We start from the raw sequence: 15,849 nt of genomic DNA on the forward strand, positions 1-15,849 counted from the left end.
TATCACCAGTGCAAGCACAAGGATACCGCTCTGACAAGACTTGCCAGATGGTATGACGAGGTTGAAAAATCCGGTTTTCTTGCGTTCGGAAGGGTGGTACGTTCCATACAGACACATTATCTGGAAATCGTCAACTTTTTCGACAGGCGTTCCACCAATGCAGCTTCAGAATCGTTCAATGCCAAAATCAAGGAGTTCAGAACACAGTTCAGAGGAGTAAAGGACAGGGCTTTCTTTCTCTTCAGACTAACAAATATTTATGCTTAATCTATGAATCCCTCAGATTTTTACGTTGACCCGATTAATCCCTCAGGTTTTTATGTTGACCCGGTTAAACCATAGCCAAATCAGAAGTCTTTAAAAACAAAAATCAGATAGAAATCTTGCGATAACTATCTGATTTTCAGAAGAGCGGAAGACGGGACTCAAACCCGCGACCCTCAGCTTGGAAGGCTAATGCTCTATCAACTGAGCTACTTCCGCAATTTCAGTGGGCAAAGATGGATTCGAACCACCGAAGGCGTAAGCCAGCAGATTTACAGTCTGCCCCATTTGGCCACTCTGGTATTTGCCCTTCCTGCTCTTGAAGAAACTTAGTGACATACTTTGTTTCTCAATTGCGGTGCAAAGATACGACTATTTTTGTAAACTCCAAGCAAAATCTATCATTTTTATTGCAGTAATTGCACATTCGTCGCCTTTGTTTCCTAACCTGCCGCCTGCGCGCTCCTCGGCCTGCTCCATTGTATTGGTAGTAATTAATCCGTAAATTACTGGGACATCGCCACTTGCGTTCAGTTGGGTAATTCCTTGCGTTGCACCCATGCAGACGTAGTCGAAATGCGGCGTATCTCCGCGAACTACGCAACCGATAGCGATTACCGCATCGACCTCGCTGTATTCTATGATTTGATTGGCACCGAAAGTAAGTTCGAAACTACCGGGTACGGTTTTTACCATGATGTTTTCATCTTTTGCACCGTGTTTTTTTAACGTATCGATAGCGCCTTTTAAAAGGGCGCCGGTAATATTGTAATTCCATTCGGATACTACGATGCCGAATTTCATATTCTCTGCACTGGGAACCGAATTGAAATCATAATCCGAAAGGTTGTGATAAGCTGTAGCCATGATAATTGAAAATTAGGAGTTAAAAATTAGGGAAATAGGTGAGGTAAAAAAGAGGGCACGGATTACACGGCACTCACGGTTCTGACTTCCGTGTATATTCGTGTAATCCGTGCCCGAAATATCTTATTATATAAGGTGTAAATTACTTCTTCAACAGTTTGGCTTGCTCGATGTATTTGTCGATATCCATAGCCTGGTATGAGCGGAAATATTTATCCTTAATGGAAGTATAGGCTTTGATAGCATCATCGTACTTGCCCTGCTTTACCAGGATTTCCCCGGCCTGTTTCAAGTAGATAGGGCTGAGGGTATTGTTGTCGGCTTCGTCGGCAGCTTTCAGCAACATGGAAGATGCCTTGTCGAGCTGGCCGAGCTGGGCATAGCAGTTACCCATAGCGCCTTTCATGGCGGGAGCTACCATTTGGTCGTCTCCGTCGAAGCTATCCAGCACTTTTACGGCTTCATCGAATTTGCCGAGGTGCGCATAGCAAAGACCGGCATATGCCTTGGCAAGGTTGGCGGCATCCGTACCGCTGTATTGGTCAGCTATCTTGATGAAACCTGCATAACCGATGCTGTCACCGTTCAGGGCTTCGGCAAAAGCGTCGGCCTCGAAATATTCCTGTCCTTTGAAAAGGGCTGCCTGCGCTTTTTCTTCACGGGGTTCCGCATAGAGGTTCTTGTACATTACTATACCTGCTATAACGATGATTACAGCCAGGATAGCACCGATAATTGCCTTTTTGTTCTTGATGAGAAATGCCTCCGATTGTGTAAGTGCGTCTTCCACGTTTAAGGCGTCGTTCGTCTTTTTTTGTTCTGCCATTTTTTATATATTCTTTTTGTTATTATTCATTAATAGCTAATTCGACCCGCAAAAGTAAGTTTTTTATAGCTATCAACGAAATTTAGCGGCATCTTTTTTTATTTTACATCCCAAAACCGCAAAATTATCCTGCTTTGCATTATCTTTATTGAAAAAACGGAGATAAGCTGCACTTCGGCATAAAACATGAGCGGGTTCATTTTATCCTGCTCACGGTTTAAATAAATTCTTCACGCTTGTAAGAGTAAACAAGTTTCCTCTGAACTCACTTAATCGGAATTTTGCATTATCTTTGTCAGTTGAAAAGCAAAGAGAAGCCGTTATATGATACTGAAACGTATATCCATACTCAATTATAAGAATCTGGAGCAAGTGGAACTCGCTTTCTCCCCGAAGCTGAATACCTTTTTCGGGCAGAACGGAATGGGAAAGACGAATTTGCTGGATGCCGTTTATTTCCTGTCTTTCTGCAAGAGCGCGGGCAATCCTATCGACTCGCAGAATATAAGGCATGATGCGGATTTCTTTGTTATCCAGGGCTTCTACGAGGCTGCCGACGGTACGCCTGAAGAAATTTACTGCGGCATGAAACGCCGGCAGAAGAAGCAGTTCAAACGGAACAAGAAAGAGTACACCCGTTTGTCCGACCACATCGGTTTTTTGCCGCTGGTAATGGTGTCTCCTGCCGATTCTGCGCTGATAAACGGAGGCAGTGACGAGCGCCGCCGTTTTATGGATGTGGTGATTTCGCAGTACGACAAGGAATACCTGGACGCACTGATTCGCTACAATAAAGCATTGGCACAGCGGAATACACTGCTTAAAAATGAGGAGCCGGTAGAAGAAGAACTTTTCCTGGTGTGGGAGGAGATGATGGCACAGACCGGTGAAGTGGTGTTCCGCAAGCGGGAGGAGTTTATCAAAGAGTTCATCCCGATTTTCCAGTCTTTCTATTCGTTCATTTCGCAGGACAAGGAGCGGGTGGGGCTGGCTTATGATTCGCATGCCCGTGGCGCATCTTTGCTGGAAGTGCTGAGGGAGAGCCGCGTGCGCGACCGGATTATGGGATTTTCCCTGCGCGGCGTGCATAAGGACGAGCTGAACATGCTGTTGGGCGATTTCCCTATCAAGCGGGAAGGTTCGCAGGGGCAGAACAAAACATACCTGGTAGCTTTGAAGCTGGCACAGTTCGACTTCCTGAAACGGACAGGGACTACGGTTCCGCTGTTGCTGCTCGACGATATTTTCGATAAGCTGGACGCCTCGCGTGTAGAGCAGATTATCAAACTCGTGGCGGGCGACAGCTTCGGGCAAATCTTTATTACGGATACCAACCGCGAGCATTTAGACCGCATCCTGCACAAAGTAGGCAGCGATTACAAGATGTTCCGCGTAGAGCAGGGAGCTGTTTCAGAAATGGAGGAGAACCGGGTATCGGCCGGTGAGGAGGAGGAAGCATGAAAAGGAACGATGCAGAACAGATAGGCAAGCTGATACGGAATTTCCTCCGGCAGGAGAGCTTGGAATCGCCGCTGAACGAACGGCGGCTTATCAGTTCGTGGGCCGAAGTCTTAGGCCCGACCATTGCCTCCTATACCCGCGAACTTTACATCAAGAACCAGGTGTTGTATGTGCACCTCACCTCTGCCGCTCTCCGCCAGGAACTGATGATGGGGCGGGAGTTGCTGGTACGCAACCTGAACCGGCACGTGGGGGCGCAGGTGATTACCAGTATCATATTCCGGTGACAGGTGTGCGTTTCCACTCCACCTTGTTTCGGTATATCATCCCTGCTTCAGCGTATCATCCTTAGCGTGTCCGTTGTCTTAATCCTCAATTCCTTCAGCTCCCGTACGGCATGTTCGTAATATACGGGATTTTCCAAATCCTTGTTGTTGTGCGCATCCATTCCGATAATGGCGGTGCAACCCTCGTTGGCGGCAATGCGCCAGAATTCAGGACAGGGATAGGTCGTCAGCCCGTGCGCCTCGTTGTAGGCGACATAGCCTATGTTATACTCCAACGGGATGCCGAGGCGTGCTGCAGCCCGGCAGATGTGGCGGCTGATTGCGGCACAGTGGCGGTCGAATGCGGGATAGGAGCGCATAAACAAATCGGGGTGGGCAAGGCAACTGTACAATCCGCTTTCCATTCCTTCGACAGCACTTTCTTCGTACAGGTCGAGCATATCCCGGTTGTTCGTGTGGTGGCCGAAGTAGGGGAATTTCTCGTCCGTATGGAAATGGTGGTTGCCGAAGATGATATAATCCAACCGGTATTGCTTGATTTGCTCTTTCAGCCAGGGAAGGTAGTCCGGGAAATATTCGCATTCCAGTCCTATCTTTATCCGGATTTGTTCCCGGTACTTTTCCCGCAGGTGTTGCAGGCTTTCCACATAGTCAGGCAACTCTCCGGGTAGCATGCGCATATCGGCTACATAATCGGTACGGTATTTCCAGGGAGTGTGGTCTGAGAAACCGAGCACCTGAAAGCCTCCTTCGATAGCGCTGAGAACGTATTCCTCATCGCTTCCTACGGCATGCATGCAACGTGTGGTGTGGGTATGGTAATTGGTTTTCATTGTTGTGTTATGATTTCATCCATACGGATGTCGAACGGCTCCGCAGGGATTTCTTCTACGATTTGGAACGGAAAGCAGATACCGGCTTTGTAGGCGGCAGGTATGCGGGGCAGCAGGCGGTCGTAATATCCCTTGCCCCTTCCCAGGCGGTTCCCGTTGCGGTCGAAAGCTACGCCGGGTACGGCGATAAAGTCTATCGCGGCATAGTCGGTGAACAACGCTCCGGTAGGCTCTCCGATACCGTATGCTCCGACGGCGAGGTCGGCAGGGTTTGTATAGACGCGAAGTTCCAGGTCGTTGCCTGCCACGACGGGCAGCAATATCCGTTTCTTCGTACTCCATTTCCCGATAAAGTCGTGCGTATCTACCTCATCCGGTAATGAATGGTATAGCAGGACAGTGTTTGCCGCCCTGAAAGCCGGATGTGCTTCGAGGGCGGCAAGTATCTCAGCAGACTGCGACCGGTGCGCAGCGGTAGATTTGTGCAGGTTCTTCAACGAAGCCATACGCCTGCGCAGTTCTTTTTTCGTTTCCATTGTCATTATCCTCCTCTTGGCCGGGCTGCAGCGGAGCTTTGGGGAATGCCTCGCCGCGTTCCAGGATTTCCAGCGCTTTCTTTACGGTGGCGTCGCTCTCGTTGGCATACCGGATATAGGCTTCCTTGCCTAATGTGTTGTAGATGATATTGCTGTAGAGATTCCGTTCAAGCAACTTGTAGGAGCGGTGTATCAGCAGGTTGCGCCTTTTTACGCCTTTGGAGTCGGCAAAGCGTATAAACTGCTCTACGATACCCTGGTGGCGCAGGTATTTCAGTAAATCCTGCTCATTGCCGAATTCGCCCAGCTTGGCACGGTTGCGGTCGGTGTATTGGAAGCTGAACTGTATAATCAGCCCTTTGTTGCCCACTTCTATCAGGTAAGAGGATACACCGGTCGTATCTTGCGGTACGAATACATCGGGCATGATGCCGCCGCCGCCGTAAACGGGACGCCCCAGTGCGGTGGAGTAGCGCAGGCTTTCATCGAGCTTGATACTGTCTTTGGAGAAAAACTCTCCGTGTTCGTAACGCGTCAGCCAATCCATTTCGTATTTGGAATCCTTTCCGCTTTCATAGGGGCGCTGGATGCAACGTCCCGACGGAGTGTAATAGCGGGCGATAGTCAGGCGGATAGCAGAGCCGTCGCTGAAGTCGATAGGTTGCTGTACCAGCCCCTTGCCGAAGGAACGGCGTCCTACGATTGTTCCGCGGTCGTTGTCCTGGATAGCGCCCGCGAAGATTTCGCTGGCAGAGGCGGAACCTTCATCCACCAATACCACGAGCGGCGTTTTCTGGCAACTGCCCGTGCCGTTGGCATATTCTTCCATACGGGGATATTTGCGTCCCTGGGTATATACGATAAGCTTCCCTTCGGGCAGGAACTCGTTGACCATACGTGTTGCCGCTTCCATATAACCGCCGGTATTGCCGCGCAGGTCGATGATGAAACCTTTGCATTTCTGGTGGCTCAACTGTGCAATGGCGTTCAGCAGTTCTACGTGCGAGGTACGCCCGAACTTGCTCACTTGTATGTAGCCGAAGTCGTCATTGAGCATATAGGCGGCATCGATTGTGTTCTGGGGGATGTCGCCACGTGTAATGGTGAAGTCGAGCAATTCTTTCTCGGTAGCGCGTTTTATCCCTAATTTCACTTGTGTACCTTTAGGACCTTTCAGGTTGCGCATGGCTTTTTCATTCGTCAGCCCCTTACCCACGAACAGGCTGTCGTTCACCATGACGATGCGGTCGCCCGCCATAAGCCCCACTTTCTCGGAAGGACCGCCCTGGATAACGCTGTTTACATGTATGGTATCCTCCTGTATGGTAAACTGGATACCGATGCCGCTGAAGCTGCCTTCCAGTTCGGAATTGACTTCTTCCAGCTTTTGTGCGGGGATGTAGGTGGAGTGGGGGTCGAGCTCTGCCAAAATCTGCGGCATGGCTTTCTCTACCAGGTCGGTCATATCGACACTGTCCACATACTGGTCGTCTACAACTCGTAACAAGGCATTCAGCTTGTTGGACGACCCGTTGATGATACCCAAACGGTTTCCTGCGAAATGCCTGGCATAAAACGTTCCGATAAGGATACCCGCCACTACGCTGATTGCTATAATGAGCGGGGTAAAGCGGGAGGAGTTCTTTGTACCCATAATGATATGTACTATTTTACGATTTACTATATTGCTATTCGGTTGTGCACAGAGCTGTTAATTTCCGATTTCCGATTCTTGATTTTCGACTTTCGATTCCCTGTTCCCGGTTTTGATTCTCGACTCCGGACTTTCGATTCTCTGTTTTCAACTTTCAATTCTCAATTCTCGGTTCTCGGCTTTTAATCTTCGATTCTCAACTCTTAATTCTCGACTCTCAATTCTCGGCTGAAACGAATATCACCTCGATACCTGCCCGTCTCAGCAGCTCGATACCGTCTTCCAGGCGGTATTTCTCGGAATATACGACCCGCTTGATACCCGCCTGGATAATGAGCTTGGCACATTCTATGCAAGGGGACGCTGTGACATACATCGTAGCGCCGTTGCTGCTGTTGTTGGAGCGGGCTATCTTGGTAATGGCATTGGCTTCTGCGTGGAGCACATAAGGCTTGGTAACATTGTTCTCGTCCTCGCATACATTCTCGAAACCAGAAGGCGTGCCGTTGTAACCGTCCGATATAATCATTTTGTCCTTGACGATAAGCGCACCTACCTGGCGGCGCCGGCAATATGAGTTCTCCGCCCATATGCTTGCCATGCGTATATAGCGTTTGTCTAATGCCTCTTGTTTGTTTTTCATTGTATCGTCCATATCTTTAGCTGTATTTAGCGGGCTGTAAATCCCATGACTTTCGTTGTGTTTCCGTCCTTGAAATAGAGCGTCAGGTTGCGGGTATCCCCCTCGTACTTGAATACGTTCAGTATCCCGTTGATAAATACTTTTGCCAGCTTGTCGCTCTCCGTGCCACTAACCTTTCCGCTGATGCTTATGGTATTTTCCTTTCCGTCTATTTTCAGGGCGGCGTCATCGATACCCGATTTGACGCCGTGGGCATTGACCGTGCCGGTAACCTCGCCGTTCACGTCGATGCAGTTGAAGTTCATGGTGAAATTTCCCTCTGCTTTGAGCAACTCACGGCTGGCTTTTTCTTCGGCCTCACTGTTCCACAAACCCTGATAGAACTGCTCTTTACCTTTCTCGGTGGCTATACGGCTCAGCTTCCAGGTCTTGTTGTTGAAGATTTCCATTACGTCGTCCTCATTGTTGCAGGCACTCAAACCGGTAAGCAAGAGCAGCATTATCAGGCAGTATCCTGCCGCCTTTATATTTATTTTCTCTTTCATTTCTTTATTCCGTTTCTGATTAATAATGCGTCTATGGTCGGCTCTTGTCCGCGAAAACGCTTGTAGAGAGTCATCGGATGCTCCGTGCCTCCTTTGGAAAGGATGTTTCTGCGGAAAGAATCCGCTACGTCCGGATTGAAGATACCGCGCTGCTTGAACAGCGAGAAAGCATCCGCATCCAGCACTTCCGCCCATTTATAGCTGTAATATCCGGCAGAATATCCGCCGGCAAAGATATGCGAGAACTGGGTGCTCATGCAGGTTTCTGCTACCGCCGGCAGGATTTGCGCTTTTGCCCACGCCTGCTTCTCGTATTCCCTGACATCGCCCTCGAACGGCGTATTGCGTGTGTACCATGCCATATCCAACAGACCGAAACTTACTTGGCGCAGGCAGGCGTAGGCAACATTGAAATTCGATGAGTCTACGATGCGCTGTACCAGGTCGTCGGGAATGAGTTCGCCGGTCTGGTAGTGGCGGGCGAAGGTATGCAGGAATTCTTTCTCTGTGGCAAAATTCTCCATGAATTGGGAAGGCAGTTCCACAAAATCCCAATAAACATTCGTACCGCTCAGGCTCTCGTAAGTGGAGTCGGCAAACATCCCGTGCAGGCTGTGTCCGAACTCATGCAGAAAAGTTTCCACCTCGTTGAATGTCAGCAGGGCAGGCTTGTTCTGCGTGGGTTTGGTAAAATTCATTACGATAGACACGTGCGGACGGCTGTTCTCGCCGCTCTTTCCGTCTATCCATTGGCCTTTGTAGCTCGTCATCCATGCACCGGAGCGTTTTCCCGCCCTGGGGTGGAAGTCGGTATAGAGCACGGCGAGGTATGTGCCGTCTTTGTCGAACACCTCGTAGGCCTCCACATCCTTGTGATAGACAGGGATGTCTGTATTTTTCTTGAATGTAATGCCGTAGAGCTTGCTTGCCAGTCCGAAAACGCCCTCCTTCACCCTGCCCAGTTCGAAGTAGGGGCGGAGCATCTCGTCGTTGACGTTGAATTTTCGGTCTTTCAGCTTTTGCGAGTAGTAGCTCCAGTCCCACGGCATGAGGATAAAGTCGTCCCCCGCTTCGTTGCGTGCCAATGCCTGCACCTCGGCATACTCCTTTTGTGCGGCAGGAGTGTAGGCTTCCAGCAGTTGGTTCAGCAGCTTATATACGGCATCGCTGTTTTGCGCCATCCGTTCTTTCAGGTTGTATTCGGCAAAGTTATCGTAGCCCAGCAACCGGGCAATCTCCATATGGGTGTTGGCAATCTTCTTTACGATTTCCAGGTTGTTGCAAGCATTGTCGTGCGTGCACTTCGTGTTGTATGCCATATACAGCTCGCGGCGTAAGTCGCGGTTGTCGGCATACGTCATAAAGGGGCTGTAACTTGGGGCGTGCAGGGTAAATACCCAGCCCTCCGTACCTTTCTCTTGTGCGGTTTCCGCCGCTGCGTCAATGGCGCTTTCGGGCAGGCCGGAGAGTTGCGATTTGTCGGTCAGTACCAATTGATAATCGTTCGTCTCCTTCAAATTGTTTTCACTGAATTGCAGTGTCAGCAGGCTCAGCTCTTTGCACAGGTCGCGGTATCGCTCTTTGGCATCTCCTTGCAGGTTCGCCCCGTTGCGGACGAAACTGTTGTAAATATCTTCCAGCAATTTGCCCTGTTCCGGAGTGAGGCTGGTCTTATCCGTCTGCTCATACACGGCTTTGATGCGGGCAAAGAGTTTCCCGTTGAGGCTGATGTTGTTTTCATGCTCGCTCATCAGCGGCATGATTTCCCTGGCGAGTTCCTGCAACTCATCGCTGGTTTCCGCACTGAGCAGGTTGCCGAATACCGTGCTTACACGGTGCAACAGCTCTCCGGACTTCTCGTAGGGAATTATCGTATTTTCGAACGTAGGAGCATCGGGATTGCCGGTGATAGCATCTATCTCCTCATTCTGCCGGCGGATACCTTCATGGATAGCGGGTGCGTAATGGCCGGTCTTTATCAGGTTGAAAGGAACGGTTCCGTGCGGAGTGGAATAATTTTCAAAGAAAGGGTTTGAGGCTTGTATTTCGTTCATGATTTATAATGCAATTTAATGTTAGTCCGACTATGCTTACCGCCCGTTTGCCGGGCGAGGGATAATCTAACTGCAAATGTGCAAAAAAAATAGGCGACTTCATAAAAGAAGCCGCCTATTTTTTATTATTTTCTAACTGTATATTAGCAGTTAACAGATGCCATGTGAGCAATCAGGTCAAGAACCTTGTTCGAATAACCGATTTCGTTGTCGTACCAAGATACAACTTTTACGAAAGTGTCGGTCAAAGCGATACCGGCTTTAGCATCGAAGATAGAAGTCAGCGTGCAGCCCAGGAAGTCAGAAGAAACAACTGCATCTTCCGTGTAACCCAGAACACCCTTCAATTCGCCTTCGGAAGCTTCTTTCATAGCAGCGCAGATTTCAGCATACTTAGCCGGTTTAGCCAAGTTTACAGTCAAGTCTACTACAGAAACGTCCAGAGTCGGAACACGCATAGACATACCGGTCAGTTTACCGTTCAAAGCCGGGATAACTTTACCTACTGCCTTAGCAGCACCGGTAGAAGAAGGAATGATGTTGCCGGCAGCGGCACGACCACCTCTCCAGTCTTTCATAGAAGGACCGTCAACTGTTTTCTGAGTGGCAGTTGTAGAGTGAACGGTAGTCATCAAACCGTCAGTGATACCCCATTTGTCGTTCAATACCTTAGCGATAGGAGCCAAGCAGTTAGTAGTACAAGAAGCGTTAGATACGAATTGAGTACCCTTAACGTAAGTCTTCTCGTTGACACCGCAAACGAACATCGGAGTGTCATCCTTGGAAGGAGCAGACATAACAACGTATTTTGCACCTGCGTCGATGTGAGCCTGAGCTTTTTCTTTAGTCAGGAACAAACCGGTAGATTCAACTACGTATTCAGCACCTACTTCATTCCATTTCAGGTCAGCCGGGTTCTTTTCAGCAGTGATACGGATAGCCTGGCCGTTAACAATCAACTTGCTGTTTTCAACATCAGCCTCGATAGTACCGTCGAATTGACCGTGCATCGTATCATACTTCAGCATGTAAGCCAAGTAATCTACCGGGCAAAGGTCGTTAATACCAACGATTTGAATATCGTTTCTTTTCTGAGCAGCGCGGAATACGAAACGTCCGATACGTCCGAATCCATTAATACCTACTTTAATCATTTTGTTTAAACTTTTAAGGGTTTTATAATGTTTAAAAATAAACTCTCAAACTTTTTCTACAATTCTGTCCGAATTGCGCTGCAAAAGTAAGAAAATGTTTTTATATTCGTACTTAAAATCATAATTAAATAATTGAAAAGATGGGAAAAAGTTCATTTTTACAGGAATTTAAGGCTTTTGCCATGAAAGGTAATGTGGTGGATATGGCTGTGGGTGTCATCATCGGCGGCGCCTTCGGCAAGATTGTATCTTCCATTGTGGCCGACGTGATTATGCCTCCTCTGGGGCTGCTGATAGGCGGCGTAAACTTTACAGACCTGAAATGGGTAATGAAGCCCGCCGAGGTGGTGGACGGCAAGGAAATCGCCGCCGTCACGCTGAATTACGGCAATTTCCTGCAGGCTACCTTCGACTTCCTCATCATCGCTTTTTCTATCTTTATGTTTATCAAGCTGCTTACCAAGTTGACGGAGAAGCGGAAAGCGGAAGCGCCGGCCGTTCCGCCCGCGCCTCCGGCGCCGAGCAAGGAGGAACTGTTGCTGACGGAGATTCGCGATATTCTGAAAGAGAAGAAATAGGCGGTAATCAGTGCGGCGGAATGTGTAGATGCAAGATATCCCCGGAAGATGCACCATGTCTTCCGGGGATATTTTTGCCGGTTTGTTATGAGGAATTGGGAGGTATAGGGTTTGGAACGTAAAGTAGCCCTTTAGCGTTGTAAAGTGGCTCTTTACGAGGCTAAAGGGCTACTTTAGGAGAGGGATACCACAGGTTGTATACGGTAAGGACAGTTGCTGTACTAAGCACATATGGTTTATTGAAAAGGTGACAGAAGAAAACAGCTTCTTTTTCTTATATTTCTGTTTTTGTCTTAAAAAATATTTATAGGGCTGCTACGTACTGCTCTATTTTATACAAGATTTGGACGTGATATCTTTGTATAATTTCAATGTTTTGTTTATCATTGTATCACGTGTGAATAATGCTTCGTAACGTTTACGGCTATTGTGCGCATAGGTTTTGCAAAGTGTTGGGTTTGCCAATATTTCATTGATAGCTTTAGCAAGGGCACGTGCGTCGCAAATAGGAACATTAAGTCCTGTTTCTTTATGTCGGTTAACCCAATTTACTCCGGAACCGGGGATATTGCAGGCTACGATAGGTAAACTCATGGAAAGTGCTTCAAGTAGTACGACTCCAAAAGCCTCTGTTTTCATAATGGAAGGTAAACAAAATATACTTGCAGCTTTGTAATATGCTCCCATTTGTTCTTGGGGTATGCGGCCTATCAAATATACTTTAGTGCTTACATTGAGCTTTTTAATGTACTTTTCCAGTTCGTCTTTTAATTCCCCACTTCCTCCTATTATGATAATTGTATCATCTTTTAAGTATCGTGCGGCTTCTATCAGGTATTTAAATCCTTTGTAGTAGGTTAATCTCCCAATGCTTAAAATGATTTTTTTGTTTTTATACTTCTGCCTGATACGGTCTATTTCTTCGGTAGAGTGTTGCAGGTAATCGTCGTTAATACCGATTGGTATGACTTCGACTTTCGGTAGGTATGCTTTGAGATAATTGGAAGCTTTAGAGTAGTTAAGGCTTGTGGCGATAATACGTTCAGCCTTATTCAGAAGCATCTTTTGGATAGGTTTATATAGCAGCATTAGTTTCTTCTGTTTCAGGATATCAGAATGCCAATGTAAGATTATTTTTGCTCTTGTCGGTATAAGGAGGGGAGCTAACGATGCTATTGGATTAGGTAAGTGCAAGTGAATGATATCGTAGTTATTTCTTATTTTGCGATAGGTGGAAAAGAAACCTATGGGAATTGGTGTTGAAAATTTAATTGCCCGAATCGGTATTCGGAATAATTTATAATTGTCGGGAGTATAGTAATGTTCATTACCAACAGTGTGGGAAAAGCAAAGTTCATCTACTTGGCAGTCTGTCACTTTGTTTAGGTTCTCGACTAAATCGTAATTTACTCGCTCTATTCCACCGAATAGTGGGGGATAATATTTCCCTATGTGTAATATTCTCATTTATAGAAATGTTGTTTATATATCTTACATGGTATGCTGAAGGAGAAATAATGTGTAATTATTCTGAGCTAATGCATTGTGAATTGATTTTATATAAGAAAGGCAAAAGCGTAAATGTGAATAAGGCGTAAGTACCAGAACCTGATATGTAGTTTAACTGCAATATTACTAACCACGTAATGGTTAGTAAACATAGTAACGGAATGTATAGAAAATTTAATGAATAGTAGACTTTTGCCCATACGTATTTTGCATACATTCCAACAAAAAACATTAGAAGTATGCCTACCCAGCCAAAGTCCAAATACCAGGTGAAAAAGAAAGTACTCCATATTCCGGGGCGTGCATTATTGAGCCGTATTTCTTCCGATATATTGTACTTTATACCCAAAATTTTACAAATAAATTTTGTTATCACGAAAAATGTAGCACTACCGTAAAAATACTCTCCTTTTTTGTCAATGTAGTCTTTGACTATCGGAAATTCAAAAATAGCATGGGACTCATATTGTGTTATGTTCGCAAAAGCATATAAATGGGTAAAATACCATTCTTCTTTTGATTGAGTTATTAGATTTTTATATTGTTGATTTATAGGGACTTTGTTCGTAAATCCTTGCCCTGCTTTTATCGAGATATAATACATTGGGTCTATTTTCATATCGTTGACTCTTTTAAGAAATAATGCTCCTATGATGAAAAGAACGATAGAAACAATGCCAACGATTAATGACATATTCTTGATGTTCACTTTAAATTTTACTTTGTTTGAGTACATTAATATGATACAGTAGTATGTGAGAGGTATTATTATGGCAAAACGGCTACCTGTTGTTAGTGCTGATACACCTGTTAAGAAAAAAAGAATTAAGCTAATCCATTTCTGCCATTTGGTATTTAGGTGAGGGCAAAGTAAATCTATGGTAATAGGAATGTATGTACAGAAAATAAGTAAACTGGATACGATAGATAACATATTTCCACTACCCGCTTCTGCTAAACTTCTGTTGTCAATGGTTGAACTTTGTAATGATAGATTTCGATAAAGAAAAAGATCTGTATAGCGGAACATGACGCCTAATAGACCCAATATAAATGAATGATTATAGAGTTTATTTAGTTCATTTTTATTAATAATAATAACTCTTTCTTTTTTTTGTTTCTTCCCCCTTATCATTTGGGTTCCTATTAAAAAAGTAAGTATAGATAGAGCTATATATAAGAAAGAAGATATCGTTAAAGTGTTATTTACTTTTATGGGAGCAACGATTAGAGTTATGCATAATATTGAAATGGCTATTATAATAATTCTTTCAGGTCGAAGTTTGTATATAAATCCTGTATTTATAACTACCTGTGTCATATATTATGGCTTATTTTTGTTAGTATTTTCCTGAATCCTTCCATACATTTATCAATGTTGTCCTCAAACAAGGCTGTATTATAAGGTAGTCCGGTAAAGCTGGTGCGGTTTAGCAAGTTGATGAAATCAATTTTAGTTTGCTCGTTGATAATCGGAAATTCTTTCTTTTGTGTTTTTTCAATCCATAATGGAAGCTGTGAGAAAGATTCCAACCAGATACAACTTGCAACGGTGTTGTTTATGGTTTTAATCATAGTAACAACAGGAATGTCAGATAAAATACACTCAATAGCAATAGTACCGGTTACTGTGAGTACCATTTGTGTCTGTGTTAGTACCTCGCTCATAGGTGTTGCGTGTGATACAGGAATTATCCGCTTTTCGGATTTTATATAAGATAGTAAATTTTCGGTCAGCTCATATTTCGATTTAGGGTTAGGCTTTACTATAACGGTGACATCGTTTGGTGTATATTTAATAATTTGTTGTAATGTTTCAAGTTGGTTTCTGTATTTCCGCCCCCATACATCGAGATTGGCTTCCGGTTGCATTTGTATAGGGTATAATAGATTGAATGCAGAATGTTTTAGGCTGTCTGCTTTTTGTTCCGCTATAATGTCCCATTGAGTTATTAATTTCTTTTTTTGCTTTTCTATTTTACATTTGACTATTGGATTGGGAGTGTTGTAATGCTCTCCGGTATAATAAGCCTTCGATAATTTAATTAGTTCCGATAAACGTTTTAATTTGTTGTCAATCGTGTTTTTTTGCTTTTTCATATAATCGGGAACAACACTACGATGTACTATGCTATTGATAAGTTTTTTGGCAGTTTCGTTATCCATTATTTCATCTGAACCGCTGAACGGTTCTAAGGTATCGTAATAGTAGAACGAGAAACGTCCTATAGGAAAACGGCAGGTTGATGGTTGTAAATAAGGTATTTTTAATGATTTGCACTCTTCAATGGTGATAAGTTCGTGGAAAGCAGTACTTTCTCCGAATACGATATCGGGGTGTAGCTTATTCAGGATGTTTTTTATCTGTTTTCGATAATAGATGTAATGTGAAGTTTCCTTATGGTGGAAGTAATTTATATTTCGGTCTGATTTTAATAAACAGATATCATTGTCGGATAAATTCTCATCTTCTTTTCCGGAAGGATAGGGTATAATTATTACATTTTCCTCTTTAGGACAAAATGCAGGATTCTGCACAAGATAAAAGACTTCGTATTTTTCTTTTTCAAGCGCTTTACCTATTGCATTCCAAAAGATAGTACGATAGCGATTTTCGATAAAAAGAATTTTCATAGCG

The 15,849-nt window shown here is 45.2% G+C and carries 16 protein-coding genes and 2 tRNA genes; 4 read left to right on the plus strand and 14 right to left on the minus strand.

Annotated features, from left to right (window positions below):
* Positions 1-267, plus strand: a 267-nt coding sequence (locus C233_RS22830; protein ID WP_018668868.1) for a transposase, incomplete at its 5' end; no start/stop codon positions are given.
* 143 nt (positions 268-410) lie between these two features.
* Here C233_RS22830 and C233_RS0117670 read toward each other — a convergent pair.
* The 4 genes from C233_RS0117670 to C233_RS0117685 all read right to left on the minus strand — a co-directional run bounded on the left by C233_RS0117670 (position 411) and on the right by C233_RS0117685 (position 1,957).
* Positions 411-483, minus strand: a tRNA-Gly gene (locus C233_RS0117670).
* An 8-nt stretch (positions 484-491) separates the two neighbouring features.
* A tRNA-Tyr gene (locus C233_RS0117675) sits at positions 492-574 on the minus strand.
* Positions 575-636: 62 nt separating this feature from the next.
* Complete coding sequence (ribH, locus tag C233_RS0117680) at positions 637-1,131, minus strand: 6,7-dimethyl-8-ribityllumazine synthase (RefSeq protein ID WP_018668869.1); 495 nt, start codon at positions 1,129-1,131, stop codon at positions 637-639.
* A 142-nt stretch (positions 1,132-1,273) separates the two neighbouring features.
* Entirely contained in the window at positions 1,274-1,957 is a 684-nt protein-coding gene (locus C233_RS0117685; RefSeq protein ID WP_018668870.1) for a tetratricopeptide repeat protein, read from the minus strand.
* Between the two features lie 324 nt (positions 1,958-2,281).
* Between C233_RS0117685 and recF the strand changes: the two genes are divergently transcribed.
* Complete coding sequence (recF, locus tag C233_RS0117690; protein WP_018668871.1) at positions 2,282-3,418, plus strand: DNA replication/repair protein RecF; 1,137 nt, start codon at positions 2,282-2,284, stop codon at positions 3,416-3,418.
* A complete protein-coding gene (locus C233_RS0117695; protein WP_018668872.1) occupies positions 3,415-3,705 on the plus strand; it encodes a DciA family protein in 291 nt (96 codons plus the stop codon). Before recF ends, C233_RS0117695 begins: the two co-directional genes overlap by 4 nt.
* 47 nt (positions 3,706-3,752) lie before the next feature.
* Here C233_RS0117695 and C233_RS0117700 read toward each other — a convergent pair whose 3' ends face one another.
* The 7 genes from C233_RS0117700 to gap all read right to left on the minus strand — a co-directional run bounded on the left by C233_RS0117700 (position 3,753) and on the right by gap (position 11,124).
* The gene (locus C233_RS0117700) at positions 3,753-4,538 is read right to left on the minus strand and encodes a histidinol-phosphatase (RefSeq protein ID WP_018668873.1); all 786 of its coding nucleotides are present in this window, start codon (positions 4,536-4,538) and stop codon (positions 3,753-3,755) included.
* Positions 4,535-5,074, minus strand: a complete 540-nt coding sequence (locus C233_RS0117705) for a 5-formyltetrahydrofolate cyclo-ligase (protein ID WP_081626131.1) — start codon at positions 5,072-5,074, stop codon at positions 4,535-4,537. The genes C233_RS0117700 and C233_RS0117705 overlap by 4 nt, the downstream gene beginning before the upstream one ends.
* Positions 4,986-6,728: a S41 family peptidase gene (locus C233_RS0117710; RefSeq protein ID WP_018668875.1), complete on the minus strand. Its 1,743-nt coding sequence runs from the start codon at positions 6,726-6,728 to the stop codon at positions 4,986-4,988. Before C233_RS0117710 ends, C233_RS0117705 begins: the two co-directional genes overlap by 89 nt.
* 217 nt (positions 6,729-6,945) lie before the next feature.
* Entirely contained in the window at positions 6,946-7,383 is a 438-nt protein-coding gene (locus C233_RS0117715; protein ID WP_018668876.1) for a deoxycytidylate deaminase, read from the minus strand.
* 14 nt (positions 7,384-7,397) lie between these two features.
* Complete coding sequence (locus tag C233_RS0117720) at positions 7,398-7,916, minus strand: DUF4847 family protein (protein ID WP_018668877.1); 519 nt, start codon at positions 7,914-7,916, stop codon at positions 7,398-7,400.
* A complete protein-coding gene (locus C233_RS0117725; RefSeq protein WP_018668878.1) occupies positions 7,913-9,970 on the minus strand; it encodes a M3 family metallopeptidase in 2,058 nt (685 codons plus the stop codon). The genes C233_RS0117720 and C233_RS0117725 overlap by 4 nt, the downstream gene beginning before the upstream one ends.
* Positions 9,971-10,113: 143 nt before the next feature.
* Complete coding sequence (gap, locus tag C233_RS0117730) at positions 10,114-11,124, minus strand: type I glyceraldehyde-3-phosphate dehydrogenase (RefSeq protein ID WP_018668879.1); 1,011 nt, start codon at positions 11,122-11,124, stop codon at positions 10,114-10,116.
* Positions 11,125-11,264: 140 nt separating this feature from the next.
* Between gap and mscL the strand changes: the two genes are divergently transcribed.
* Positions 11,265-11,702, plus strand: coding sequence for a large-conductance mechanosensitive channel protein MscL (mscL, locus tag C233_RS0117735; protein WP_025069124.1), 438 nt, complete (start codon positions 11,265-11,267; stop codon positions 11,700-11,702).
* 327 nt (positions 11,703-12,029) lie between these two features.
* Here the strand turns inward: mscL and C233_RS0117740 are convergent, their stop codons facing one another.
* Genes C233_RS0117740 through C233_RS0117750 form a run of 3 tightly spaced genes read right to left on the minus strand, consistent with a single transcriptional unit; the run spans position 12,030 to position 15,845 of the window.
* A complete protein-coding gene (locus tag C233_RS0117740) occupies positions 12,030-13,169 on the minus strand; it encodes a glycosyltransferase (RefSeq protein ID WP_018668881.1) in 1,140 nt (379 codons plus the stop codon).
* A 58-nt stretch (positions 13,170-13,227) separates the two neighbouring features.
* A complete protein-coding gene (locus C233_RS0117745) occupies positions 13,228-14,532 on the minus strand; it encodes an O-antigen polymerase (RefSeq protein WP_018668882.1) in 1,305 nt (434 codons plus the stop codon).
* A complete protein-coding gene (locus C233_RS0117750; RefSeq protein ID WP_018668883.1) occupies positions 14,529-15,845 on the minus strand; it encodes a capsular polysaccharide export protein, LipB/KpsS family in 1,317 nt (438 codons plus the stop codon). Before C233_RS0117750 ends, C233_RS0117745 begins: the two co-directional genes overlap by 4 nt.
* Between the last annotated feature and the right edge of the window lie 4 nt (positions 15,846-15,849).

This window comes from Bacteroides gallinarum DSM 18171 = JCM 13658 (assembly GCF_000374365.1).
Classification (GTDB): domain Bacteria; phylum Bacteroidota; class Bacteroidia; order Bacteroidales; family Bacteroidaceae; genus Bacteroides; species Bacteroides gallinarum.

Coding starts and splice junctions, on each gene's coding strand:
- ribH (WP_018668869.1), bottom strand. CDS start 1,131: ATGGCTACAGCTTATCACAACCTTTCGGATTATGATTTCAATTCGGTT.
- C233_RS0117685 (WP_018668870.1), bottom strand. CDS start 1,957: ATGGCAGAACAAAAAAAGACGAACGACGCCTTAAACGTGGAAGACGCA.
- recF (WP_018668871.1), top strand. CDS start 2,282: ATGATACTGAAACGTATATCCATACTCAATTATAAGAATCTGGAGCAA.
- C233_RS0117695 (WP_018668872.1), top strand. CDS start 3,415: ATGAAAAGGAACGATGCAGAACAGATAGGCAAGCTGATACGGAATTTC.
- C233_RS0117700 (WP_018668873.1), bottom strand. CDS start 4,538: ATGAAAACCAATTACCATACCCACACCACACGTTGCATGCATGCCGTA.
- C233_RS0117705 (WP_081626131.1), bottom strand. CDS start 5,074: ATGGAAACGAAAAAAGAACTGCGCAGGCGTATGGCTTCGTTGAAGAAC.
- C233_RS0117710 (WP_018668875.1), bottom strand. CDS start 6,728: ATGGGTACAAAGAACTCCTCCCGCTTTACCCCGCTCATTATAGCAATC.
- C233_RS0117715 (WP_018668876.1), bottom strand. CDS start 7,383: ATGGACGATACAATGAAAAACAAACAAGAGGCATTAGACAAACGCTAT.
- C233_RS0117720 (WP_018668877.1), bottom strand. CDS start 7,916: ATGAAAGAGAAAATAAATATAAAGGCGGCAGGATACTGCCTGATAATG.
- C233_RS0117725 (WP_018668878.1), bottom strand. CDS start 9,970: ATGAACGAAATACAAGCCTCAAACCCTTTCTTTGAAAATTATTCCACT.
- gap (WP_018668879.1), bottom strand. CDS start 11,124: ATGATTAAAGTAGGTATTAATGGATTCGGACGTATCGGACGTTTCGTA.
- mscL (WP_025069124.1), top strand. CDS start 11,265: ATGGGAAAAAGTTCATTTTTACAGGAATTTAAGGCTTTTGCCATGAAA.
- C233_RS0117740 (WP_018668881.1), bottom strand. CDS start 13,169: ATGAGAATATTACACATAGGGAAATATTATCCCCCACTATTCGGTGGA.
- C233_RS0117745 (WP_018668882.1), bottom strand. CDS start 14,532: ATGACACAGGTAGTTATAAATACAGGATTTATATACAAACTTCGACCT.
- C233_RS0117750 (WP_018668883.1), bottom strand. CDS start 15,845: ATGAAAATTCTTTTTATCGAAAATCGCTATCGTACTATCTTTTGGAAT.